The sequence below is a fragment of the Clostridium sp. LXY-7 genome, from assembly GCF_056172015.1.
Genome location: NZ_JBLLJL010000005.1, coordinates 415,309 through 440,076, shown reverse-complemented (window position 1 = coordinate 440,076; position 24,768 = coordinate 415,309). Strand labels below are relative to the sequence as shown.

General features: G+C 29.9%; 25 protein-coding genes, 1 riboswitch and 1 other annotated feature. Of the genes, 19 read left to right on the top strand and 6 right to left on the bottom strand.

The window, feature by feature from the left end:
* Positions 1–147 precede the first annotated feature (147 nt).
* The 7 genes from ACI48Q_RS18450 to ACI48Q_RS18420 all read left to right on the top strand — a co-directional run bounded on the left by ACI48Q_RS18450 (position 148) and on the right by ACI48Q_RS18420 (position 5,449).
* Positions 148–696: a hypothetical protein gene (locus ACI48Q_RS18450; protein WP_474920592.1), complete on the top strand. Its 549-nt coding sequence runs from the start codon at positions 148–150 to the stop codon at positions 694–696.
* A 21-nt stretch (positions 697–717) separates the two neighbouring features.
* Positions 718–1,287 carry a D-glycero-alpha-D-manno-heptose-1,7-bisphosphate 7-phosphatase gene (locus tag ACI48Q_RS18445; RefSeq protein WP_474920591.1) on the top strand — a complete coding sequence of 190 codons (570 nt, stop codon included), beginning with the start codon at positions 718–720 and terminating at the stop codon, positions 1,285–1,287.
* A 265-nt stretch (positions 1,288–1,552) separates the two neighbouring features.
* On the top strand, positions 1,553–2,113 hold the full coding sequence (locus tag ACI48Q_RS18440) for a histidine phosphatase family protein (RefSeq protein WP_474920590.1): 561 nt from the start codon (positions 1,553–1,555) through the stop codon (positions 2,111–2,113).
* Positions 2,114–2,186: 73 nt separating this feature from the next.
* On the top strand, positions 2,187–2,444 hold the full coding sequence (locus ACI48Q_RS18435) for a hypothetical protein (RefSeq protein ID WP_474920589.1): 258 nt from the start codon (positions 2,187–2,189) through the stop codon (positions 2,442–2,444).
* Positions 2,445–2,689: 245 nt separating this feature from the next.
* The gene (locus ACI48Q_RS18430) at positions 2,690–3,643 is read left to right on the top strand and encodes a phosphotransferase family protein (RefSeq protein WP_474920588.1); all 954 of its coding nucleotides are present in this window, start codon (positions 2,690–2,692) and stop codon (positions 3,641–3,643) included.
* 300 nt (positions 3,644–3,943) lie between these two features.
* The gene (locus ACI48Q_RS18425; protein ID WP_474920587.1) at positions 3,944–4,186 is read left to right on the top strand and encodes a putative signal transducing protein; all 243 of its coding nucleotides are present in this window, start codon (positions 3,944–3,946) and stop codon (positions 4,184–4,186) included.
* A gap of 72 nt (positions 4,187–4,258) precedes the next feature.
* Positions 4,259–5,449 (top strand): winged helix-turn-helix domain-containing protein, encoded by a 1,191-nt coding sequence (locus ACI48Q_RS18420; RefSeq protein ID WP_474920586.1) that lies wholly within the window; start codon positions 4,259–4,261, stop codon positions 5,447–5,449.
* Between the two features lie 48 nt (positions 5,450–5,497).
* On the opposite strand, the gene ACI48Q_RS18415 is transcribed toward ACI48Q_RS18420, so the two are convergent.
* Positions 5,498–6,262: a MerR family transcriptional regulator gene (locus ACI48Q_RS18415; protein WP_474920585.1), complete on the bottom strand. Its 765-nt coding sequence runs from the start codon at positions 6,260–6,262 to the stop codon at positions 5,498–5,500.
* Between the two features lie 770 nt (positions 6,263–7,032).
* On the opposite strand from ACI48Q_RS18415, the gene ACI48Q_RS18410 reads away from it, so the two are divergent.
* The 7 genes from ACI48Q_RS18410 to ACI48Q_RS18380 all read left to right on the top strand — a co-directional run bounded on the left by ACI48Q_RS18410 (position 7,033) and on the right by ACI48Q_RS18380 (position 13,372).
* A complete protein-coding gene (locus ACI48Q_RS18410; RefSeq protein WP_474920584.1) occupies positions 7,033–7,593 on the top strand; it encodes a tryptophan transporter in 561 nt (186 codons plus the stop codon).
* An 18-nt stretch (positions 7,594–7,611) separates the two neighbouring features.
* Positions 7,612–8,637 (top strand): tryptophan--tRNA ligase, encoded by a 1,026-nt coding sequence (trpS, locus tag ACI48Q_RS18405; RefSeq protein WP_474920583.1) that lies wholly within the window; start codon positions 7,612–7,614, stop codon positions 8,635–8,637.
* 70 nt (positions 8,638–8,707) lie between these two features.
* The gene (locus ACI48Q_RS18400; protein WP_474920582.1) at positions 8,708–9,013 is read left to right on the top strand and encodes a hypothetical protein; all 306 of its coding nucleotides are present in this window, start codon (positions 8,708–8,710) and stop codon (positions 9,011–9,013) included.
* A gap of 150 nt (positions 9,014–9,163) precedes the next feature.
* Positions 9,164–9,418 (top strand) — a binding site (T-box leader).
* A 127-nt stretch (positions 9,419–9,545) separates the two neighbouring features.
* The gene (gene metG, locus ACI48Q_RS18395; protein WP_474920581.1) at positions 9,546–11,171 is read left to right on the top strand and encodes a methionine--tRNA ligase; all 1,626 of its coding nucleotides are present in this window, start codon (positions 9,546–9,548) and stop codon (positions 11,169–11,171) included.
* A 580-nt stretch (positions 11,172–11,751) separates the two neighbouring features.
* Entirely contained in the window at positions 11,752–11,937 is a 186-nt protein-coding gene (locus ACI48Q_RS18390; protein ID WP_474920580.1) for a DUF4177 domain-containing protein, read from the top strand.
* Between the two features lie 17 nt (positions 11,938–11,954).
* The gene (gene cobO / locus ACI48Q_RS18385) at positions 11,955–12,464 is read left to right on the top strand and encodes a cob(I)yrinic acid a,c-diamide adenosyltransferase (protein WP_474920579.1); all 510 of its coding nucleotides are present in this window, start codon (positions 11,955–11,957) and stop codon (positions 12,462–12,464) included.
* A gap of 149 nt (positions 12,465–12,613) precedes the next feature.
* Positions 12,614–13,372: a class I SAM-dependent methyltransferase gene (locus tag ACI48Q_RS18380; RefSeq protein WP_474920578.1), complete on the top strand. Its 759-nt coding sequence runs from the start codon at positions 12,614–12,616 to the stop codon at positions 13,370–13,372.
* A 67-nt stretch (positions 13,373–13,439) separates the two neighbouring features.
* Here the strand turns inward: ACI48Q_RS18380 and ACI48Q_RS18375 are convergent, their stop codons facing one another.
* Positions 13,440–14,387: a TDT family transporter gene (locus ACI48Q_RS18375; protein WP_474920577.1), complete on the bottom strand. Its 948-nt coding sequence runs from the start codon at positions 14,385–14,387 to the stop codon at positions 13,440–13,442.
* Between the two features lie 14 nt (positions 14,388–14,401).
* Entirely contained in the window at positions 14,402–14,875 is a 474-nt protein-coding gene (locus ACI48Q_RS18370) for a C-GCAxxG-C-C family (seleno)protein (RefSeq protein ID WP_474920576.1), read from the bottom strand.
* A gap of 353 nt (positions 14,876–15,228) precedes the next feature.
* Between ACI48Q_RS18370 and ACI48Q_RS18365 the strand changes: the two genes are divergently transcribed.
* The 3 genes from ACI48Q_RS18365 to ACI48Q_RS18355 all read left to right on the top strand — a co-directional run bounded on the left by ACI48Q_RS18365 (position 15,229) and on the right by ACI48Q_RS18355 (position 16,885).
* A complete protein-coding gene (locus tag ACI48Q_RS18365) occupies positions 15,229–15,501 on the top strand; it encodes a chorismate mutase (protein ID WP_474920575.1) in 273 nt (90 codons plus the stop codon).
* A 4-nt stretch (positions 15,502–15,505) separates the two neighbouring features.
* Entirely contained in the window at positions 15,506–16,315 is an 810-nt protein-coding gene (gene aroE, locus ACI48Q_RS18360) for a shikimate dehydrogenase (protein ID WP_474920574.1), read from the top strand.
* A gap of 72 nt (positions 16,316–16,387) precedes the next feature.
* Positions 16,388–16,885, top strand: a complete 498-nt coding sequence (locus tag ACI48Q_RS18355) for a shikimate kinase (RefSeq protein WP_474920573.1) — start codon at positions 16,388–16,390, stop codon at positions 16,883–16,885.
* A gap of 158 nt (positions 16,886–17,043) precedes the next feature.
* On the opposite strand, the gene ACI48Q_RS18350 is transcribed toward ACI48Q_RS18355, so the two are convergent.
* A complete protein-coding gene (locus ACI48Q_RS18350) occupies positions 17,044–17,919 on the bottom strand; it encodes a uroporphyrinogen decarboxylase family protein (protein ID WP_474920572.1) in 876 nt (291 codons plus the stop codon).
* Between the two features lie 597 nt (positions 17,920–18,516).
* Positions 18,517–18,617: riboswitch (purine riboswitch) on the top strand.
* A 258-nt stretch (positions 18,618–18,875) separates the two neighbouring features.
* On the opposite strand from ACI48Q_RS18350, the gene ACI48Q_RS18345 reads away from it, so the two are divergent.
* Positions 18,876–19,448, top strand: a complete 573-nt coding sequence (locus tag ACI48Q_RS18345; RefSeq protein ID WP_474920571.1) for a xanthine phosphoribosyltransferase — start codon at positions 18,876–18,878, stop codon at positions 19,446–19,448.
* A 245-nt stretch (positions 19,449–19,693) separates the two neighbouring features.
* On the opposite strand, the gene ACI48Q_RS18340 is transcribed toward ACI48Q_RS18345, so the two are convergent.
* Together ACI48Q_RS18340 and ACI48Q_RS18335 are read right to left on the bottom strand one after the other, a co-directional pair.
* Positions 19,694–20,779: a hypothetical protein gene (locus tag ACI48Q_RS18340; protein WP_474920570.1), complete on the bottom strand. Its 1,086-nt coding sequence runs from the start codon at positions 20,777–20,779 to the stop codon at positions 19,694–19,696.
* Positions 20,751–21,332 (bottom strand): RNA polymerase sigma factor, encoded by a 582-nt coding sequence (locus ACI48Q_RS18335; protein WP_474920569.1) that lies wholly within the window; start codon positions 21,330–21,332, stop codon positions 20,751–20,753. The genes ACI48Q_RS18340 and ACI48Q_RS18335 overlap by 29 nt, the downstream gene beginning before the upstream one ends.
* Positions 21,333–21,661: 329 nt before the next feature.
* On the opposite strand from ACI48Q_RS18335, the gene ebgA reads away from it, so the two are divergent.
* A complete protein-coding gene (ebgA, locus tag ACI48Q_RS18330; RefSeq protein WP_474920568.1) occupies positions 21,662–24,745 on the top strand; it encodes a beta-galactosidase subunit alpha in 3,084 nt (1,027 codons plus the stop codon).
* Positions 24,746–24,768 lie beyond the last annotated feature (23 nt).

The window sequence follows — 24,768 nt, the reverse complement described above, 5'->3', positions numbered from 1 at the left end:
AGAGATTATTTAGGAGGAAAATGAGGTGAAAAAAATAATAATAAGATTAAAAGGATTATTGTATATCTAGGATTAGCTGTCTTACTTTGGGGAGCAATTATTCCTAAGTTAGAAGAAGTTTGGATTGAAAGAGAACGTCAGGTTGAAATGGTGAATACAAGTCTCTATGGTAAAAATTTTAGCGAAGATTTTAAAAAAATCAAAGAAATACTTAATATTTCGAGGAAGTTAAGGGTAAAAGAATTTCAAATAGATTATGAGAAAGATGGAAGAATGAGGTGGGTAAGATATGTTTTAGTAGAAGAAGAGAAAAATAAAAATATAGTACACAATGTAAGTCAGAGAGGGAATAAATATGTGATTCACCCCCAAATATTTGATGACAATAAATATGAAAATTTAGTTAGTGAAGAAGAATATTTAACATGCTTAAATTCTATAGATTTCAATGCCCTAAGACAAGAAAAGGAGTATGAATACTACACCATTACTTACTCTGGAAATATGAATAATGTTAAAACGCAAACTTCAGATAATTATATTGTAAAAGATGGAAAAATCATAAAGTTAAAAGAGAATGAAGTACCTAAGGATGGATATATATTTTATTTATTTGGAAATGTGAGGGGAGGAAATAGTAGTTATGGAGCAGCGGAGAAAAGACATTATATTTTTTCAAGCAGTAAATTTGAATAAAGATTAAGTGAGGGATTAGTTATGAGAAGTGCGGTTTCTATTGATATGCAGGGGACTTTAGGAGGAAGCGGGATGGATGATGCCAGCAATTTTTCATTTTACTCATTTGCACCAGAAGCCATAAGGTTATTAAATGAAAATAATATTTTGACTATAGTTACTACTAATCAAAGTCGTATAGGTAAAGGGTATTTAACTTTAGAAGATTTTAATAATAAGGTTGAGGAATTAAAAATAGAGCTACTTAAAGAGGGAGCAATTTTAGATGGAGTATATTGCTGTCCTCATGTAAAGGGGGATAAATGCTTATGTAAGAAACCGTTAAAAGGATTAATTGAACAGGCTCAAAAGGAGTTAGATATTGACCTAGAAAAAAGTTTTGTAATTGGTGATATGGGGATCAGTGATATTGTTATGGCTAAGAATATAGGAGCTAAAGGGATTTTAGTCCTTACTGGATGTGGACAAGAGAGTCTTAGAGAATATAGGCACACATGGAGTGAATACGAGGCGGATTTTGTAGCAGACAATGTGTTAGAAGGGGTTAAATGGATATTAAAGCAGAAGGAATCTAATTGTGATGGAAAATAATTATATAAATTTGACATATAAACATAGATTATAATATAAAAAGCCTTAAATCGACAGATATATGAATTATAGAAATATATATAGTTCATATATCTGTCAATTTTATTGGCTTACCATGCGATTTGTGGTAAAATAAGGTATAGAAAAGATTAAGTTAAGAACATAATTGAACAAGTGGATTTTAATATATAGTAGTTATTAAAAATTATAATATATATAAATGATTCTATTGTTCTTAAACATAAAATTATTGAGGAGAAAAGAAATGGGTAAAATATATTTTATTAGACATGCTAAACCGGATATTTCAATACATGATGATTTAACAAGACCCCTTACATCAGAGGGTGTAGAAGATAGTAAAAAGGTTATGGAATTTTTAGTGGATAAAAATATTACGAAGGTTTATTCCAGTCCATATAAAAGGGCTGTAGATACAATAAAAACTTTTGCAGATGAGGTAAATTTAGAGATTAGAGTTATTGAGGAGCTAAGGGAGAGAAAAGTGGGCAATGAATGGATTGAAGACTTCTATAATTTTTCTAAAAAACAATGGGAGGACTTTGAATATAAATTGCAAGATGGTGAGAGTTTAAGAGAAGTGCAAGAGAGAAATATAAATGCACTAAGAAGAATACTAGAGGAAAGTAGTGAAGATAATATTGTAATAGGAACTCATGGTACTGCACTATGTACAATTATGAATCATTATAATAGTGATTTTGGATATAGTGAATTTGATAGAATAAAACATATAATGCCGTGGATTGTATGTGCTGAGATTAAAGATAATGGTATAATATCTTTAGAGGAATTTATACTATAGTAATTCTGATAAAGGAAGTTAACTTTATGCTATAGGTAGTCTTAATATAATATGCTTAAGAGGAGGAGTAATTATGAAAAGAAAAACTAAAATTATCTTAGGGATTTTATTGTGTGCATGGATTATAGCCTTTACCACTGATTATTCATTGGCAAAAGATAATAAGCCACCTGCTTTTGCTATTCCTCTTGTGAAGTATAAAGATGGTGGGTCAGCAGAATATTATGGATTTGGATATAAGGTTAATAAGTATATGACTATTACAACTGAAAGAGGAATAGAGTTAGTTAGAGTAGACTTTGGAAGTTGGTTTATGAAATTTGAAAAGTAGTATTTAGATAACTACATGAAGAAATTTAAAGTAATTTAAGGATATATGAGAGTAGAAGGGTAAAATACTATCTACTCTCATATTGGTTATAAATAGAAAAATGTAGCTTCAGTAATGATATTTTATCATTGGCTTTGTTTTAATATAGTGTTGATAATAATATGTAGCTCTAAAATCAACAACCATTTAAAACAAAGTTATATCATTAAATATCAGAATATTAAGTGGATTATGAGGTGATGAACTTGTTAAATTATACAGATAATGATATAGAGAAAATTATTTTATCTATATTAAATGTAAAAAACATTGAAATTAAGTCCGTAGGAAATCACCATTTAAAAAGGCATTTAGTGTATGAATTCTCTTTGGATAGTAGGAAAAAATATATATTTAAACTGTATTATAAAGATAGAAGGAGAAGTAGAGAAATAGCTAGTTTAAGGCTACTTGAAGATAGTGATATCATGTGTCCTAAAATATTTAGTTATGGAATTTTAGAGGATGATAGTCAGTGGCTTATAACGGAATGTATTCAAGGAGAAATACTGGATAATATTATTGAAAAAATCACTGAGGACAATAATGTGGAAATTTTTCAGCAGATGGGTGAAGAATTAGGAAGATTACATTCATTTAAGACCTTCAACTTTTTCGGTGAATGGAATGTTAATGGAAAAAGTATAAGCAATATAACAAACTATTATAAAAATTTTGTTGGATCTATAGAAAAATCTATAGATATTATAGAAAATGCAGATTTACCTAATAAAGAATTATTGATTCTTGCAATAAAGGAAATAAGAGATAAATACTCATTAATTAATATAAATATTACTTCAAGATTGGTTCATAATGATTTTGATGGGAGAAATATATTAGCCATAAAAACTAAAGAAGGATATAGATTAAATGGGATAATTGATTTTGAAGGAGCTTATCCAGGAAATCCAGAAGAAGATTTTATATCACTTTATTTTAAATACTTTTTAAACCACAGTGAATATGAAAAGGCGTTTTTTGAAGGGTATAGAAAGTTTATGGATATAAAGGATGATTTTTATGACAGATTGAGATTATACATGTTAACTTTTATAGTTGGAAACTGTAGCTGGGCTTATGTACAAGCACCAGGCTACTATGAGGATAATATAAATTTCTTGAAAAAGTTAATTTTAGTTGGTAATAATAAAGTATAATGAAAATAAAAAACATATTTTAAATTGGAGGCATCATATGGAAATTAGAAAAGGCTCCATGGAAGAACTAAAAGAAATAATGAATATAATTTAAGAATGCTAGAGCTTGTAGTCTATATGAAAAACTTGGATACAGTAGTTGTGGAATTATTGGGTTTAGAAAAGGTAGTTTTATGTGTTATGAAAAAGCACTGATTTAAAGTAGATTTTATTAGAGTCTATTAATATCAAAGGACAAAGAAAAAATAATTATATAATGTTACTTAAGGGTGAACTTCATTATAACAAGGAGTTGAGAATATGTTTAAGAAAAGAGATAAAAGAGAAGAAGAACTTAAAGTAGAGCTTGTTACTGTAGGAGAAACTAACAATTATTATCTAATACCTTTAATAAAAGGATTGTTTGATTCAGAGGAAATACCTTATTTTATTAAAGGAGAACATCTTATAAATATGATATCACCTCTTGATACAGTGGAAATTCAAGTGCATTCAGCTTATGTAGAAAAGGCACAGGAACTTTTAAAGGAATTTCAATTATAAAATATAAATATGATTAAACCAACAAAAAAGATATATAGATGAGAAAATAAAAATTTAAATTAGAGGGTTATTATGAAAGTAAAACATATAACAAAAAATCAAGCAAGAAAATTTATTTTACTTAAGCAAGGGCTTATAGGTGAATACTCTTTTCAAGGAGAAAAGGGAGTATGTGATTATATTAAACAGGCCGGATGTATTCAGTTTGATCCCATAGATGTATGTGGAAAAAATCCAGAATTAGTACTTCAATCAAGGGTAAAGGATTTTACGCCACAAATGCTATATAAGCTTTTATATGAAGAACGAAAGCTCATTGACCATTTTGATAAAAATATGTCTATATACTCTGTTAGTGACTGGCCCTTTTTTAAACGCAATAGGGATAGAGCTAAAGAATGGAAAAGGAGTAGAGAGGACATTGAAACTGTTGTTGATGATATTAGGAGCTTGATTAAAGAGAAAGGTCCACTATGTTCTAGTGATATTAATTACAAAGAAAAGATTGACTGGGGTTGGGCACCAACTTCTCTTTCAAGAGCTGCATTAGAAGTCTTGTATTTTCAAGGAGAGCTTGTTATTCATCATAAAAAGAATACAAAGAGGTACTATGACTTTGTTGAAAATCATATACCTTCTAAATTATTAAATGCCGAAGAGCCAAATAAAGAGGACAGTAAATATTATGCTTGGCATGTAGCTAGGAGAATAGGATCAATAGGGTTATTGTGGAATAAGGCTTCAGATGGGTGGCTTGGAATAAATGGATTGAAGTCAAAGGAACGCATAGAGGCATTTCGAAATCTATTAGAAGGTGGAGAAATTGTGGAAATACAGGTTGAGGGTATAGAAGAATCTCTATATATAAATAAAGGAGATGGAAAACTCTTAAACACTGTAATAAAAGATAAGTATCTAATGCCACGTACAGAATTCATTGCACCCCTAGACAATATGCTGTGGGATAGAAAGCTTATAAAGGAGTTATTTAACTTTGAATACAAGTGGGAGATTTATACTCCAGTAGCTGAAAGAAAATATGGATATTATGTGCTTCCAGTATTAAATGGGGATAGATTTGTGGCAAGAATAGAAATTATAAAAGATAAAAAGAATAAATCGTTGATGGTTAAAAATCTATGGTGGGAAGAAGAGGTAGAATTAACTTCGCAGCTTAAGCTAGACCTTCAGGAATGTATAGAAAGGTTTGGAAAATATCATCAGTGTAAGATTTGCAATATGGATAAGATAAGAGATAAATAAAAGCATGGAGCTATGGATTTAATCCATAGCTCTGTGCTTTTATTTATCTTAGTTATTCATGCCAGTATATATAAGAATAGCATCTCTTAAAAATTCAGCCCCACCAGGTTGATGTTTATCGTAGAATGCAGTAAATCTCTCATCAGCTACATACATTTGAGCAAGGCCAGCATGTGCCTCTTTGCTATAACTATCCCAAGTGAAGCATAGCCACTTACGATGTAAGTCTGCTGTTTTTTGTGCAAGTTCACTTGATGGATCACCTGTTTTAAAGGCTTCTTTTAAGGTTTCAAGCACCTCTGCTCCTAGAGCCTCAAATTCTTTAAATTGCTCCTCAGACATGTTTTTAAATTTTTTATTAGATTTATTAACTGTGTCATTACCGTATTTTTCTCTTATTTCCTCACCATATTTCACTTCATTGTCATCTATCATCTTTTGTTTAAATCCTTCAAATTTTTCTTTATTAGTCATTGTAATTCTCCCCTCGGTTAAAGCTATGGTTTTATTCACATTAGCTATTAACAAATTAAGTTGTTTTCGTTTATCAAGAAGCTTTTCACGATGATCTTTTAATGCTTCCAATCCATCAAAAGATGCTGCAGTTATAATATCCTTTATATCCTCTAGGCTTATGCCAAGTTCTTTGTAAAAGAGAATCTGTTGTAATCTATCAACCTCAGCTTGACCATATATACGATATCCTGAAGAGTTAATTCTTGCCGGCTTAAGAATTCCTATTTCATCATAATATCGAAGGGTTCTAGTACTTATACCTGCTAATCTTCCAATTTTCTGTATTGTATATTCCATGTTTTCACCTCCTGATAAACTTATAATACAGGTTTACGTAGCGTGAATGTCAATAGTTTAATTAAAAACTTTTTTAATTATGAGCATAATTCTAGAAAACTTTATGAAGGAAAGAATGCTATAGAAAAGTTTAATAATAGTTGACATTTTACAAAATAGTGAATATTATATTATTAATAGAATAAAAGTTAATCCATTGAAGAGGAGTAGTAATTAAATTTAGCTTCGTTAAAGAGAGTTAGGGATGGTGGAATCCTAGCATGAAAAAGTTTAATGAATGGACCTTAGAGGAGTAAAGGGAAATCTTTTGGAGAGTACTGGTTATCGTGGGCTGCACGTTATAGCAGATAGAGTATGTTAGTACTTGAAGTTGAGTGGCATATAGTATGTGTATAAACTTTTAGTACTTAAGGTATTATGATTTTGACTTGTACTATTTTTTTTATGTATTAAGTTAAATAAAGAGATTTTTTCTTTATAACAGCATCAAACCTTAAGTTAGTAAAGCTTAAATAACTTAGTTTATTTTATACATATGATGCAATTTAGGTGGTATCGCGGATAAACTCCGTCCTATTGATTTAGGACGGAGTTTTTTGTTTTTTAAATATCCTTTAAATACTAAAAATCCAGGTGTTTTGAGAGGATAAAATACATTATAAAATAACAAGGAAATCAAGGGGGTGAGTAATATGGCATGAAAGTATAGCTTAGAAAAAGATGAAATTAGTCAGTGGAAAAATGTTAAAAATTTTAGGAGGAGAATAGATATGAATACAAATAATAAAATAAGAAAGTTAACAATGAATGGATTACTTTTAGCTATAGGTGCATTATTGCATCAAATTACTCCAGCTTTAGGACTTCCTATGCAACCTGACTTTGCACTTTCAATGCTATTTATAATAGTAATGCTAAATAAGGAAGATTATAAAATTTCTCTAGTAGCAGGTATAGCAACTGGAATTTTTACTGCTATGACTACAAAATTTCCAGGAGGACAAATTCCTAACCTTATAGATAAGTTAATAACAGTAAACTGTGCGTATCTGTTGATGATTTTTCTTATAAAAATAAAAGCTGTGAATAAGTTAAGTGAAGAAAAACAAAATTACATAATAGCTTCTGTAATATTGCTTATAGGTACGATTATAAGTGGGATGCTATTCTTGTTATCAGCACAAGCAATAGTGGGTTTACCGGCAGAATTTACGGCTCTATTTACAATTGTAGTACTACCAGCAGCAGGGATAAATTTAGTAGCTGGAATGTTCTTATATAAGGTGGTAGCTCTATCTTTAAGAAGGGTAAATTATTCTTTAAAAGAATAGCTTGAGGGGGAATTTAAGATGAAGAAAGATATAATATTAACGGGAGATAGACCAACAGGAAAATTACATTTAGGCCATTATGTGGGCTCTTTAAGAAATAGAGTTCAATTACAAAATACAGGACAATACGAAACCTATGTACTAATTGCAGATCAACAAGCTCTTACGGATAATGCGAAAAATTCAGAAAAAATAAGACAGAGTTTAATAGAGGTGGCGCTAGATTATTTAGCAGTTGGAATTGATCCTAATAAATCAACAATAGCTGTACAATCACAAATACCAGAGCTAAATGAATTAACTATGCATTATTTGAATTTAGTTACAGTATCTAGATTGAAGCGAAATCCAACTGTAAAGGATGAGATTAAACAAAGAGATTTTAATAAAAGCATACCAGCTGGCTTCTTTATTTATCCCGTAAGCCAAGCAGCGGATATAACTGCCTTTAAAGCTACTGTTGTTCCTGTAGGTGATGACCAATTACCAATGATTGAGCAAACTAGGGAAATTGTAAGAGCCTTTAATCAATTATATGGAGAAATACTAGTAGAACCAAAAGTTATGTTGCCAGAAGGAAGCATCTGTTGTAGATTACCAGGCATAGATGGAAAAGCTAAAATGAGCAAGTCTTTAAATAATGCAATATATTTATCAGATGATGAGGACACTATAAGAGAGAAAGTAATGAAGATGTTTACTGATCCTAATCATTTAAGAGTTGAAGACCCCGGAGAAGTAGAGAATAATCCAGTGTTTATGTATTTAGATGCCTTTTGTAAGGATATATCAACATTAGAAGAAATGAAGAGTCATTATAAAAGAGGCGGCTTAGGAGATATGAAGATAAAGAAATATTTAAATGAGGTTTTACAAGCGGAATTAGAACCTATAAGAAAAAGAAGAGAAGAGTTTGCAAAAGATATACCTAGTGTATATAAGATATTGAGGAATGGTAGTGAGAAGGGGAGAGAGGTAGCAGCTCAAACCTTAAAAGAAGTACGAGCTACAATAGGAATAGAGTATTTTCAAGGAATAAATTAAAATGTCTTTTAAATTAATTAGTTTAATAGTATAGTTTAAGTAAATGTACTTTCAAAAAGGAGATATACTTATGATTACAATTAATAAGCTATTAGCTAATGATTTATCTGGACTTAGTGATGAAGAACAAGAGTATGCTATAAAATTTAATGAATCTCTTAGAGTGGGCTTAATAGATGAGTTAGTAGAGGATGTAACCCTTAAAATGATAAAGGCATTAGAAGCTAATAAAGATGAATTTAAAGATATGGTAGGAGATATTATAATTCATGGGTGCAAAGGATTAAAAGATATGAGTACCCAACAGCTTTTGGATTTATATCTTGAAAAGAAAAGTGAAGAGGAGTTTGTAAATTTAATCGAAAAGATAACCTAAAAAACATCTGGACTTCTAGATGTTTTTTATTTGTGATTAACTATAAATGAAGCATGTAATATCAAGTTAAAAATAATAGAATGTAACATATAAATTTTTTTAATCATATTGACAAAGTAACAGAAAGGTATATAATCATATACAATACAAATAAATGCCGTGAAAAGGAAAGTACCTTTAAAAATACTTTTACAGAGAGCTCCAAATGGTGAGAAGGAGCAAAGGATATTGAAGAGAAAATGGCCTTGGAGCTTTGCACCGAGATTTTAAATTTAGGCTGCAACGGATTCACCCGTTATAGTGATAGGGTATAATCATAAAGCTTTATGACGTACTTGAAGAGGCTTATGCTGCAAAGTATAGGTGAATTAGGATGGTAACACGGATATAACTTTCGTTCCTAGAGATAAATTCTCTTAGGAATGGAAGTTTTTTTTATTTGTCTTAATCTAAATTAATTTAAAGGTTAGATAATAACCTTACCTTTAGAAAAAAGAGACTAATTAGAGTGAAAAATCAGGAGGTAGTTAAGATGAATATTTTAATTGGAGGAGCTTGGCCTTATGCTAATGGATCTTTGCATATAGGCCATATATCAGCATTATTACCAGGAGATGTTATAGCTAGATATTATAGAACAAAGGGAGATAAGGTGCTGTATGTTTCAGGCAGTGATTGTCATGGAACTCCAATAGCCTTAAGGGCTAAAGCTGAAAATGTATCACCAAAGGATATCACAGATAAATATCATGATGAGTTTAAACATTGCTTTGATAAGTTAGGATTTTCATATGATTATTACTCAAGAACAGATGATGATTACCATAAACAACAGGTTCAAGATATAGTTAAAAGTTTATATGAGAAAGGATTAATCTATGAAAAAGAAGTAGAACAGCTCTATTGTGAGCATTGTAGCCAGTTCTTGCCAGATAGATATGTGGAAGGGGTATGTCCAAATTGTCAGAGTATTGCTAGAGGAGATCAATGTGATAACTGTTCTAGTTTATTAGATCCACTAGAGTTATCAAAGAGAAAATGTAAACTTTGTGGTAATGAGCCATTGGTTAAAGGGACAAAACAATTATATTTTGCTCTATCTAAATTTGAAAAGGAGTTAAGAAGTCATTTAAAAATTTCAAAAACTAAGTGGAGAGTAAATGCCATTAACAATACTGAAAGATATTTAAATGAAGGATTAAAAGATAGAGCAATTTCAAGAGATTTATCATGGGGGATAGATGTACCAATTGAAGGTTATGAGGATAAAAAGATTTATGTTTGGATAGATGCTGTGCTAGGTTATTTTACACTAAGCAAAAAATGGGGAGAAGAAAATAATAGAAATTGGGAAGAGTTTTGGGATGATAATAGTGTATCTTACTATATTCATGGGAAGGATAATATTCCTTTTCATTCTATAATATTGCCAGCATTGTTAGATGGAATAGATTATAAAAAGTTACCAGATAGAATTATTTCAAGTGAATATGTAACTCTTGAAGGAAAGAAAATATCCACCAGCAATAATTGGGTCCTTTGGATTCCAGATATAATTGGAAGGTATAATATTGATGCCTTAAGATATTTTTTTATAATAAATGGGCCAGAGAAAAGAGATACAGATTTTTCTTGGAGAGAATTTGTAAATAGCAATAATAGCGAGTTATTAGGAGCTTATGGGAATCTTGTAAATAGAACCTTAGTTTTTGTGAAGAAGTATTTTAATAGTTCTATTCCAAAAGGAAGACCAGAAGAAAAGATTCTCAATAATATAAAGGAATTATATATAAGAGTTGGAGAATATGTTGAAAAGGGAGATTTAAAAATAGCTATAGAGGAAATCTTCAAATTTATTAGGAGTATGAATAAATATTTTGATGAAAAAACACCTTGGATAAGGGTAAATAATGAAAATAGTTGTAGTAACACCATTTTTAATTGTATATTTGCCATAATAAATATTGCCAATTTATTAAATCCATTCCTGCCATTCTCTTCAGAAAAAATTAAGTCATGGCTAGGATATACTGAAGATGGATGGAAGTGTATAGAAATAGAAGGTGGAAATAGTATTGGTGATTTTGAATTATTATTTGAGAGATTAGATAAGAAGATTATAGGAAATGAAATTGTAAGGTTGAATAAAAATTTATAATATATAAGTTCCAATTAAGTTTATACATTATACAAATAGCTATATCATAAAAATTAAATTAAATAGAACTTCATATTATTACTGGCCCTCTGTGTAAGTTCAACTAGAGATTCATTTGCTTCGCATGAATCTAAGTTTACACTTATCAACCGTTTCGAAACCTTGATTTACTAAGGCTCTATTCAAGCAAAAAGCTAAAAGACAACAACTCGCTTCACTCGAACAAGTTGTCTTTCTTAACGCTTTTTACTTTCATACAGCCCAAGTAAATCTAAGATTTCTGCAAATGGTATTCACAGCAATAATATGAAGTTCAATTTCAATATTTTATAGAATAAAAGCCTATTTGTATAATGTCTAATTAATATGAATTAGCATTATTATAATATATAAGTTGTAATTGAATTTCTATATTATACAAATAGATTTGGCTATAAAATTAAGGGACTAGAACTTATATTATTTAAATTTTCTGAATAAGTGGTATAATTAAGTTTAAGATGAAAAAATTATAATAAAATGAAAATCATAGTAAATACCGAGATTACATAATAAATAATAATTTGTTGGAGGGATGACTATGTATGAATATAAATATGTATCCACAACACTAGGAGGATTTTTTATTGAAGCTGAACATCATAAAACTATAGATAAGCATGCAAAAAATGGTTGGAGATTAGTGCAGATTGTTCCTATGTATTATAATGCTCATGGGAAGCCTACAGAATATGAAATAATCTTTGAAAGAGAGATTAGTGAATAGCATAGGAGGAGTTATGTATGAGTTATATACATGTGTATACAGGAAATGGAAAAGGAAAGACTACAGCAGCCTTTGGTGTGGCAATAAGAACACTATTTAATGGTGGAAAGGTTTATGTAGGACAGTTTGTTAAAGATATGAAGTATAGCGAAACGGAATTAGAAAAGCATTTTCCTAATATAATTATAGAGCAGCTTGGAGATGGATGTTTAATAGATAGAAATCCTACTGAAAGGGACAAAGATTTAGCTAAAGCTGCTTTAAATAAAATGAAGGATATAATCAGTGGCGGAGAATATGATTTAGTTATTTTTGATGAACTTACTATAGCCTTGTATTTTAAATTTCTAACTATAGAAGAAGTGCTTGAAACCTTAAAGCATAATCATGAGAAATGTGAAATAATAATCACTGGAAGATATGCACCGCAAGCGCTAATAGACGTAGCTGATTTAGTAACTGAAATGAAGGAGATTAAGCATTACTATACCCAAGGAGTGTTATCAAGAAAAGGTATAGACTGTTAGGAGAGTGTGAAGATGAAATTAAAGTTAATTAACTGCTCGGTGCAGTTGAAACAATCTGATAGCAGATTGTGCCGAGCTAATATATAAAAAATTTGTTATCAGTATTAACTGCACCTTTATAACTATTAAAATATAAAGGAGTGTAGTTTATGAAACTAGAAGATTTAAAAAAAATTTGGATAGAGGAAGAAAAACATTCATTTAAAGGGTGGGATTTTTCTCATATAAATAACAGGACTGAAGAAGAGGGATTGCCTTGGGATTATAAAAACATAGTTAAGCTAAATATGGACAGTGAAAAGCTAATGCTGGATATGGGCACAGGGGGAGGAGAGTTTCTTTTAACCTTGGAACCAACCTCAGGAAAAACCTATGCCACAGAAAGTTATCCTCCTAATATAGTTTTAAGTAAAGAAACGTTGACGCCCTATGGTATTGAAGTTATGGCTGTAAATAATGATGAAGAGCTGCCTTTTGAAGATGACTTTTTTCATTTAATTATTAATAGACATGAATCATTTTCATTAAGAGAGGTTAATAGAATATTGAAAAAAGATGGTTTATTTATAACTCAGCAGGTAGGTGGAACTAACAATGATGAAATGAGTAAATTTTTATTAGGTCAGTGTCCTAGTATAATAGATAATTGTTTGAACCTAAGGAGAATTATAAAAGAGGCGGAAGAAAATGATTTTGAAGTATTGGGGAGTGGAGAGTATTTTCCTTATACACGTTTCAGGGATATAGGAGCCCTTGTGTTCTATGCTAAAATCATAGAATGGGAATTTCCAGAGTTTTCAGTAGAGAAATGCTTTGATAAGTTAGTAGAATTACAAAAAATTCTTGAGAGACAAGGGTATGTAGAGGCTAAAGAACATCGATATTTTATGGTAGCAAGAAAGAAGTAGTTCTTGAATACAAATTAAATTATATATAAAAAGAGTACCCGAAAATAATATTTTCGGGTACTTAATTTTATTTTGTAACAGGTGCATTAGCTTGTACTGGTTTCTTCTGAGTTAAAAATGCTATGTATTTTATTAACACATAGGTTACGATTAACACTGCAACGATCTCTTGAAATTTTACAACATATTTTAAAAGTTCTATACCTTTTTCTGCTTTAATTAAGAATCCATTAGTACCTTTCATTGCAATTGCACTAATTACCATTGGGAAAGTGAAAGCAGCAAAGCTTGGATAAAATTTTAACTTTAGAAGCTTTGGTAGATATAGTAAAACTCCTAAGTATAATATCAGCGATAACACAGCTAAGAATCCCACAATGTATATATTTTTATCGCTGAAAGAGTTTAAATATGCTGCTAAGCAAAGACTAGCTGGAGCAGCGAAAATTACTGTAGTAGGAAGTGCTGGTTCTGGAATACCTTTTACTACAATTGTCCTATAAAATAAAATAGGCAATAGAATGATAAAGGATATAAAGGAAAACCCAAAGAAGATTTGTCCTATATTAGCAAGTTTAAAAGCTGGAGCTGTTATTCCTGCTGCACCTATTCCTACATATACAACAAAGGTACTTGGAAATAACTTTTTAATGTTAAATCCTGATACAAATTTCACTGTATAGAATAATATAAGACCAATATGAATCAAAACACCAATAATCCATATGATACGTGCAATACTAAAAGACATATCCTTAAAATACACAGATAAAAGCATGATTCCCATTGAGTAAGTAGGAAACACACTAGCAATTACAGGATTATTCAACTCTTCTATGACACCTTTAGTGCAAAGAGAAATTTTAAAGGTAAGTAATAGTAGAATTATTGCTGATAATAACCCCAAAAAGTTCTTATATATAAGTCCATAGGAAACCAAAAGATTTCCTAGTGCTGCTAGAGATAACATAACTCCAGCTATGGGTAATGGTATTTTTTTTATAAATTCAACCATAGAATTACCCTACCTTATCCATCAATATTTTCAATATTTAATTCTCTAACTATGATTTCAGCAGCTTTTTCTGCCATTTCACCTGTGAATTTTATACATTGAGCTTTGTGTTCACCGGATGCCATGTCCATTCCTTTTGTTTGAACACTACAACATAGACATTTGTGTCTTTGTCTAAAAGTATCTTGAAGCTCATAAGCTAATTCTAATGCCTTTACACTCCTAGGATCTTGAGGATTACTTCCCTTAGTTCTTCCAAAGAAATATCCAAGACATAACACAGCTCCACTAACTGCTCCACAAGTACACTTTGATTTACCAATACCTACTGGGAAACCTGATGCCATAGCAATCATTTCATCTGGCATATCAATTTCAAAGTTCTTCTTAATAGATGATACTATTGCTTCTGAACAGTAGTATTCTCCCTTTCTGAAATGCTCTTCAGCATCTGCCTTTACATTTTTTACACTTATTTTGTTCACCATAAAAATTGCCCCCTTATATTTAATTCTATTCTAACCCCACACAAGTATACCATGGTAAAGGAAGGCTAGTCTAATTGATGTTTTAAATAGAAGAACGTTATATATTACTTCTACAAATAGATACCTTCGTAATAATACACAGTTTAGATCAACGGTATATAAAAACATAGATAAATGTAAAAATATTAGATTAATTAGAACTTCATATTATTACTGTTCAACTTAAATAAATTATAAGAATGTCTATTTGTATTATGTAGTTTTATTATTGAAACTTATATATAATATAAAGAAGTATAATCCCTTTAGAAAGAGGAATATCATTTATAAATTTATATAGGAGGAGTAGTGAATTGGAAGATATTAAAGAATTAAGAGAAAATATTGATAGAATAGATAGAGAAATTATAAGTCTTTTTGAAGAGCGAATGGAAATAGTACTTAAGGTAGCACAATATAAGAAGGCGAATAATATTCTTATATTCAATGAAGCTAGGGAAAAGGAAGTTATTGAGAAAAATCTTCAAAGGCTGAAAAATAAAAATCTTGGTAAATTCTGTGAGAAATTTTTACAAGAAATGATGGATGTTAGTAAGGAGTATCAAAGACAGGTATTGGAGAAGTGATAGCATGGAATGTTTTGGATTGATAGGAGAAAAATTAGCACATAGCTTGTCTCCAGTTATACATAATAGAGTTTTTAAAGAGTTAAATATAAGGGGAACATATAACCTTTTTTCTGTAAAGAGAGAAGATTTTAAAAAGGTAATAGAAAGCTTAAAGATTCTTGGAGTTAAAGGTGCAAATGTAACAATCCCCTACAAGGAAGACATAATTAATCAATTGGATTATATATCTCCAGAAGCTAAAGCTATTGGGGCAGTGAATACTATTCTAATCAAAAATGGAAAAGCTTTAGGATATAATACAGATTATTATGGCTTTGGTAAGATGCTGAAGAGAGAGTGTGTTCAGATTCAAGGAAAGAGCTGTTTTGTATTAGGGGCAGGGGGAGCAGCTAAGGCTGTTGCACAATTTTTAAAAGATAGTTGTGGAAAAGTGACAATCGTATCAAGAAATGTGGAAAGTGCACAAAATTCCTTTAAAGAATATAATATCATTGATTACAAGGAACTAGAGAGTATAGCACAGGGAGATATAATAGTGAATACAACTCCTTGTGGCATGTACCCAAAGATAGAAACCATAGCTGTCAGTGATACAGTAATTAGAAAGTTTAACACTGCAGTAGATATAGTATATAATCCACTGGAAACCGTATTTTTAAAACGAGCTAAGGCATTAGGATTGCAGGTTGTGGAAGGGCTGTATATGTTGGTAGGTCAAGGGTTAAAAGCAGAAGAAATCTGGAATGACATAACTATTGATGATGAGTTAGGAGAAGTAATATTTAAAGAACTTAAAGAAAAATTAGAATGAATATATATAATGTAGATTATTACAGGGTTCTAATAAATTGTTTTGTAATTTACTTATAGGGAGAAATAATAAATGAAAATAATATTGATAGGTATGCCCGGATGTGGCAAAAGTTCTATAGGAAAAGAACTCGCTAAAAAACTTTCTATAGAGTTTATAGATATGGACAAATATATAGAAGAGAATAGTAATAGTACCATAGAAGAATTATTTTCTCAGGGAGAGGATAAGTTTAGAAATGAAGAAACTAGAGCTTGTAGAGATCTAAGTGGATTTGAAAATGTAGTTATAGCATCTGGTGGCGGGGTAGTTAAAAGAGAAGATAATATGGCGTATTTTAAAGAATTTCATATAGTTTTTATAAATAGACCTTTAAAGTTGATTCTGGGAGATGTAGAAATAGATACTAGACCTCTCTTAAAAGGTGGAAAAGATAAGATCTATAATTTATATAAAGAAAGAAGAGAGCTTTATGATAAATATGCTACTATTGAAGTAATAAATGATAAGGAAATTAGTAAAATTGTAAATAATATTATAGAAGTTATGAATTATAATCAAGGAAACTAAGGCATCTTCAAAAAATAACTAGTCAGCATACTTCGTATATTGACTAGTTATTTCTTCAATATGTCTAATTTGATTTATTAATAAGAATAGTATTGAATTAGCTATAAAAAGCTATTTTATTAGACTTAAGTAGAGAATATGTATAGGTTTTACTTAAACTATGAAATAGTTTTTTCTAATAGATTATTATAAAAGTTATCAATAATATATATTTCGTTATGATAGCCAATTGTATTTTTCATACACCTATAGCCTATAATTCTTTTAATTGGATTAAGATTATAGTATTTAAGCAGTGATTCGCCATAGGTAAGCTCCTCTGAAAATTTATATGTAGTTATGTTAGCAGAGGAGGTTTCTAATAAGTCATTAGTTAGCTTACCGCATAAATGAATAATAGCTTTGGGACACTTTGTTTCTATAGATTTAAGTATTCTTATTAAACTATATTTATATACAGTGTTAAAGATTTCAAGTCCTATTACATCTATAGTAGCCACGGGATCACCAATAGATAATATTTTAGCACCATTTCTATAAGCTAATATAGCATATTGAATTATGAGTTCCTCAATAGAATGTAATAACTCATTAAAATTGCTTTGTTGGTATTTTAAGAATTTAAGAACTGAAGACAATTCTAATAAAGAAGTTATTACTGTGAAAGGTCCTTCTATGCGATAAATAATATTTTCATCTCTTAAACTATTGACAGCTCTAAGCATAGTTGAAGTTCTTTGAGTATTAAGATTAAAAATCCTAGGAATAGAGATTATATTATCAAAGGCATATTTCTTTAGGTTATTACAATCAAAGGATAGGAATATTTTTGAAAGCGATAGCTCTTCTTCTAGATTATTAGAAAAGGGTAGCTTAATCCAAACATCCTTATTATTTTCTTTTATGGATAAACTCAATTTGGCAATATTTTTACTATTGTAATATAAATCATCAATAGAGTTTATTCCTAAAGCTTCTATTTGATTTTTTTCAATAGGTTTATAAGTATCAATATTACATATAAAATTTTTCACAAACTCACCACCAATGTGTTAATATAAAAATAAATATTTCCTGTAAATTTTGAATTATTATTTTAATGACATAATCAGTTGATTTATTTTCAAAATCTAAGTGTAAATAAAATATATAATAAGACAATCTTATTATATATTATCTTAAAAATGACATAAATGTCTACAATACAAACACTTGTAATACAGAATATAGCTGATTAATTACAAAAAATAACTTTGAATCATTAATATAAATCTTCAGTACATACCTAAATAACTAGAATGGTGTTAGAAATAGTTTAATATTCATTATAAGTATATAGCTTTTTTATATAAATAACCACTACAAAAACTATTTCAACTATATTGGCTTATCTTTGCTTATTATTGTATTATAAGATGAATAAAGTTAATAAAGATTTAATATATATCCTGTTGCTCTAGAGAATTATTCTATATCTTGTAAGGTTAATGATATGGTGATAATATATATTACAGCTAAGGATAGCAATGGATTTAGCTATAGATATGAAGCAGGGAGATATGCTATAGGAAATAATGGGGGATTAATTCTTTGCCAGTGGATAACATGAGGGAATTTGAAATAAAGTCATAGAAAAATAATTAAATATTATTTGTATATGCTTAACAATAGGGGTTAGGCGTTTCTACGGGGGGCCGTAAACTTCCTCGCTACGAATGTGTAATTAGTTTCATTTTTTATAGATAATTAAGACATAATATATTTATTTTAATTTAAAAACTATATAATAAGTATAAAGTATATATGTTAATATTTATAAATTTGATTACATGTTCCTAAGCAAAATCTGCTTAGGAATTTTTTTGTAACTTTTTAAAAAATAATGAAACCATATAGGGATTATATTATTTAGTGTAATAATTAGAGACTATTCTAAAAGTTATTCTAGAAGGATGGCTTATATTATATAAATTTAAGGGGGAAAATTATAATGGAAATTTTAAAAAATAGAATTACTAGAGATGGAAATGTGAGAGAAGGAAACATATTAAAGGTGGATGGTTTTTTAAATCATCAAATGGATATTAAGCTTTTAAATGAAATAGGAAAAGAATTTAAGGAAAGATTTAAAGAGGAGAACATCGATAAAATTCTTACAATAGAAGCTTCAGGAATAGGAGTTGCGGCTATAGTTTCTCAATATTTTGACTATATTCCAGTGGTTTTTGGAAAGAAGACAGAGAGTTTAAATTTAGATAAAGAAGTATATGAGAGTGAAGTCCATTCTTATACAAAGAAGAAAGATTACAAGGTTAGGGTAGGGAAAAATTTCTTAAAAAAGGGTGAGAAGATTTTAATTATAGATGATTTCTTAGCTAAAGGATGTGCAGCAAGTGGATTACTGGATATAGCAGCTCAAGCGGAAGTAGATATAGTTGGAATTGGCATAGTTATAGAGAAAGGTTTTCAAGAGGGAAGAAAAGTATTAGAAGAAAAAGGGGTTAGGGTAGAATCCTTAGCTATAATTGATAAAATGGAAGATGGAAAGGTATATTTTAAATAAATTATGGAGTAATTTATTTAGTGAATTGGCTTCGCCAGTGAATTGCAACCTACGGTTACAGTGAAGTGCGCCTTTAGCGCAGAGGGTTGACTTCGTCAGAGAGAAAGTAAATCTCTTTCTGAAGGTAGTAAGTAGCTCTCTGTGAACAACATGAGTAATTCACTGTGAGTGAAGGAAACACTTCTCTGTGCCTGTGTCACAATTCACTGCGACTATAGGTCTAGATTATATAAATATAATCTAGATTATTTTAATTCGCCAATAAGATTACCGTCTTTGTCAAAAGATAGGTCTATTGTTTGAGTTTTGGTTTCTCCATTTTTAAATTTTGTGATTATAGTAACAGTGTCTCCAATGAGATCTTCATAATTTAATTCACCATAAGCCATTACAATATCAAAGGCTTTCTCAGAAGGAATCCAAGAAATGGGAGATCCTGCTTTAGCTACTACAGAACTTCCTTTTATTTTATATTTAGAAGAGCTCTCTTCATAATCAGCTTTGCTTCTAATATTAATTTTAGTGGCTATAAATTTTCCATTATCTCCATCTTTAGTTTCAAAATGAAGTCCATAATCATCTAAAGTAAGAGGCTTATCCTTAAAATACTTATTTTTATATTCATCAAAAGTTCCTGAATTCCAAAGCTTAAAAAACTCTTCGCGTAATTCGTCTAAGCTCATACCAGTTATATTATGAGACATTAAGTCTATGGAACATACATAGATTTCACCTTGTGATAGCATAAGTGAATATTTATCTGCATCAAAATATTCTAAAGTTCCATTGGATGATGAATAAGTTATACTTTCTACATTGTCACCTGATACAATAAATCCACCATCAAAATCATAGCTAGCTTCATAACCTTTGTAAACCTCTCCATTATCATAAGTGAAGGTATTAAGAGCTCCTCTTTGTATTTTACCAAAGGGCATTTCTACTTTTGTATTGGCAGTTAAGGTTAGGGTTTTAGTATTAGTTATGTCCATTGCTTCAGAACCATTGTGTTCAGCAGCATAGGCAGTAATAGTAAATAGATTACTGGATTTATTATTTACACCATTTTTTTTGCTTAAATTACTATCTTGTAGAGTATTTTTTTTAAGATTAGCAGGTAATAGAATTCCAGAAAACAGAATTATTATTGCTAAAGTGCAGCAAAGGGCATATTTAAAAAAATTTTTATTTAGGTTCGGAATTTTGAGATACATTTTATTTTCAATTTCTTTTTGAGGTAAATTTTCTTGTATCTTATTCCAATAATTAGGTGTTTCTTTGCTATATTTAATAAGAGCTTTTTTAATTTTCTTTTCTGACCATATATTCATAATTCATATTTCCTCCATTAAGTATTTTTTTTAATTTTTTAATAGCAGCTTGATATCTCCAAGTTACAGTTCCCATAGGTATATCTAGTATTTCGCTGATTTCTCTGAATTTTACTCCAGATAATAAATGCAATAGCACAATTTCTCTACTGGAAGCATCTAAGTACTCTAAAGCTTGCTCAATATCTAGCTTATAACATATGATTTCATCAATATTTGTATCATCTATGAGGGTATTACTTTCTTGACCAGATTTTGACATAAAGTCGGTATATATTAAATTTTTTCTTTTTCTTAAACTATCGATAGCAACATTTCGAGTTATTCCTAATATCCATGCCTTAGAGTTCTCTCCTTTACGAAAAGTATTAGCCTTAGTTAGCAATTTTAGAAATACCTCTTGAGAGCTATCTTCAGCTAGCTCTTTATCTTTTAATATGATTAATGAAAGACAATATACCTCTCTATGAAAGCAATCATATAGGGCTTTTAGTGCATTAACATCTCCAGTAGCTAGACGCAAAATATATTTTTCAGTATTAATTTTAATCATGCCTTTCTCCTCCTACAATTGATATACGTTTCATATAGGTATTTTTATGGAATATTTTAATGAAAAAAATTTTACGTAGATTATAATGATACATAATTTTATAATTAATAGCTATCTAAGGAATATTATAAGAGTTTTCATAATAGTAATTCATAAAATATAAATATAGTTTAAGGATATCTTATTTTGCAACTAGAAATGTTTTAAAATATGATGAAAAGTTATTCTATTTTATCTATATAAATTATATAATTGAATTCAGATAGTAATTTTCATAATAATGAATAAAATTGCAAATAAAATTTAGTATTAAATATAGGGGGAGTATTATGAGGAATTTTAAACAGTGGGAAAATATTACTATAGACGGTGTAAATAGATTGAGCAAAAGAGGAGGTTTTAATAAATTTCCTTCTAAAGAGAAAGCAATGACTAATGAAGTTAAGTATACTCATGGACATAAGTGCTTAAATGGACAGTGGAAATTTCTTTTTTTAGAAGCTCCAGAATACTCTCCTGAAGGATTCTTTAAGGAAGAATTTAATATTGAGGAATGGGATGATATCATAGTACCTGGTAACTGGCAGCTTCAGGGATATGGAAAAATGCATTACTCAGATTTATGGTATAATTTTCCGATAAATCCTCCCTTTGTGCCTACTGCAAACCCTACAGGAATATATAAGAGAAGTTTTTATGTATCAAAAGAATGGTTAAAAGAGAGAATTATATTAAGATTTAATGGAGTGGATTCTGCATTTAACCTGTGGATTAATGGAGAAGAAGTGGGCTATAGCAAGGGTGCAAGAAATGAAAGTGAGTTTGATATAACGGAATTTCTAAGAAGTGGAGAAAATCAATGTACAGTTAGAGTATATCAGTGGAGTGATGGGACATACCTTGAAGATCAAGATATGTGGTGGTTAAGTGGTATATTTAGAGATGTAGAACTTTATATAGAGCCTAAAATTGGAATAGAAGATATAACTATAGTTGCAGATTTAGATAAAGAATATATAAATGGGATTTTGGCTATTAATACTAAATTGAGAGGAGATAATATAGAAAGTTTAGGACTTACCATAGAATATAAATTGATTCATAAAAATGGAGCAATCATATTATATGAAGAAGAAAAGGTATGTTCTGAAGATATAAGCTTTAACAAAACTATAGAAGCTCCTCTTAAATGGACTGCTGAAACTCCAAATGTATATACACTTTTAATCACCTTAAAAAGAAATGGCAATATAGTGGAGGTAATACCGCACAAAGTAGGTTTTAGAAAGATTGAACTTAAAGGTGAAGTATTTACAGTAAATGGAGTAGCTATTAAATTCAAGGGTGTAAATAGACATGATTATAGCCCTATAAATGGTAGAGTGGTAGCTAGGGAAGAGATAGAGCAGGATATTATACTCATGAAGCAGCATAATATCAATGCTATAAGAACAGCTCACTATCCTAATTCAAGATGGCTATATGAATTATGTGATGAATATGGAATGTATGTAATTGATGAGGCGGATTTAGAATGTCACGGCTTTGAGCTTACAGGAGAGTATAATAAGATAAGCGATGATGCTTCTTGGGAAAAGGCTTATGTAAGCAGGCTTGAAAGAATGATTGTGAGAGATAAGAACCATCCTTGTATAATCATGTGGTCCTTGGGTAATGAGTCTTCTTTTGGTCATAATTTTAGGGCTATGGCTAAAAGATGTAGAGAAATGGATGCAACAAGACTTATCCATTATGAGGGAGACTTTGAAGCTGAGTGTGTGGATGTGTATTCCACCATGTATACTTGGCTTGAACATGAGGATTCTAAGAGATTACTAATGGATGAAATAGTGAAGAATAGTAAAAAGCCTCATATATTATGTGAATATTGTCATGCTATGGGAAATGGTCCAGGAAATTTAAAGGAATATCAAGAATTATTTTATGCTTACGATAAGTTACAAGGTGGTTTTGTATGGGAGTGGTTTGACCATGGAATACAGGAGACTCATGTAGATGGAAGAGTTTACTATAAGTATGGTGGAGATTTTGGAGATGATCCAACTAATGGTAATTTTTGCGTGGATGGATTAATCATGCCAGATAGAACACCATCACCAGGACTACTGGAGTATAAAAAGGTTATTGAACCAGTGGAAACCCAAGCAGTAGATATAAAAAATGGTTTAATCAGAATAATAAATAGATATGATTTCTCTACCTTAGATCATTTAGATTTAGTTTATTCTGTGGTAAAAGATGATACCATTTTAGAGAGTGGAACCATAGACATAAAGGGAATCAAAGGAAGAGATACTAAGGATATAAATATAGGATATAATAAAGAATTTCACGTAGAAAAGGGAACAGATTATTATCTTAATATAAGTTATAAACTAAATATAGATACACCATGGGCTAAGTCTGGGTATGAACTTGCTACTGCTCAATTTAAGATACCTGTTCAATGTGAAGAAGTATATGTAAAAAAGACTGGATATTTAAAGGTTGAAAATCAAGGATATAAATTAATTGTAATTGGTGAAGAATTTAAAGTGATCTTCGATAAGGTTAAGGGACGTTTAATTGAAGGCTATAGAGATGGGTATAAAGTTATTAATGAAGGGCCGGCATTAAATTTCTGGAGAGCTCCTATTGATAATGATATGTATCTTTTAGAAGACTACTATAAGAAATACTTTGTACATTTGTGGCATGAAGTGGTAGAGGATTTTAGGTATGAAGTAATGGAAAACTATATAGTGATTAATGTAGCTACCATGAATGGAACTACTAATTCTGCTTGGTATTATAGTTCTAATTATGAATATAAGATTTATCCATCAGGAGATATTTTATTTGCAGTAAAGGGGATTCCAGCAGGCAAAATGGAAAATGCTCCTAAGATGTTACCAAGAATAGGAGTAAAGGTAAATATAAACAAGGATTTATATAAGGTGCAGTGGTATGGTAAAGGTCCAGGAGAGAGCTATGTAGATTCTAAAGAATGTAATTTAATAGGAGTTTATAAAAATACTGTAGACGAACTATTTACTAATTATGTTAAACCACAAGAGAATGGCAACAGGACAGAAGTAAAATGGGTATCCCTAAATAATGATAGGGGAGTGGGCCTTATGGCGGTAGCTGAAGATAAGTTAAATTTCAGTGCTATGTATTATGAAACTATTGATTTAGAAAAAGCTAAACATACTATAGATTTAAAAGAGAGAGACTATATAGTTCTAAATTTAGATTATAAACAAAATGGTCTTGGAACGAACTCTTGCGGGCAGAATCAGCTAGATAAATATAGATGTAAATTTGAGCCATTTAATCTATCTATGAAAATTAGCTTATACAACAATAAAGAGATTTCAGCTATAGCACTAGCAAAGGAAAGTATATTCTAATATAAGTGCAGGTGTAGATGGAG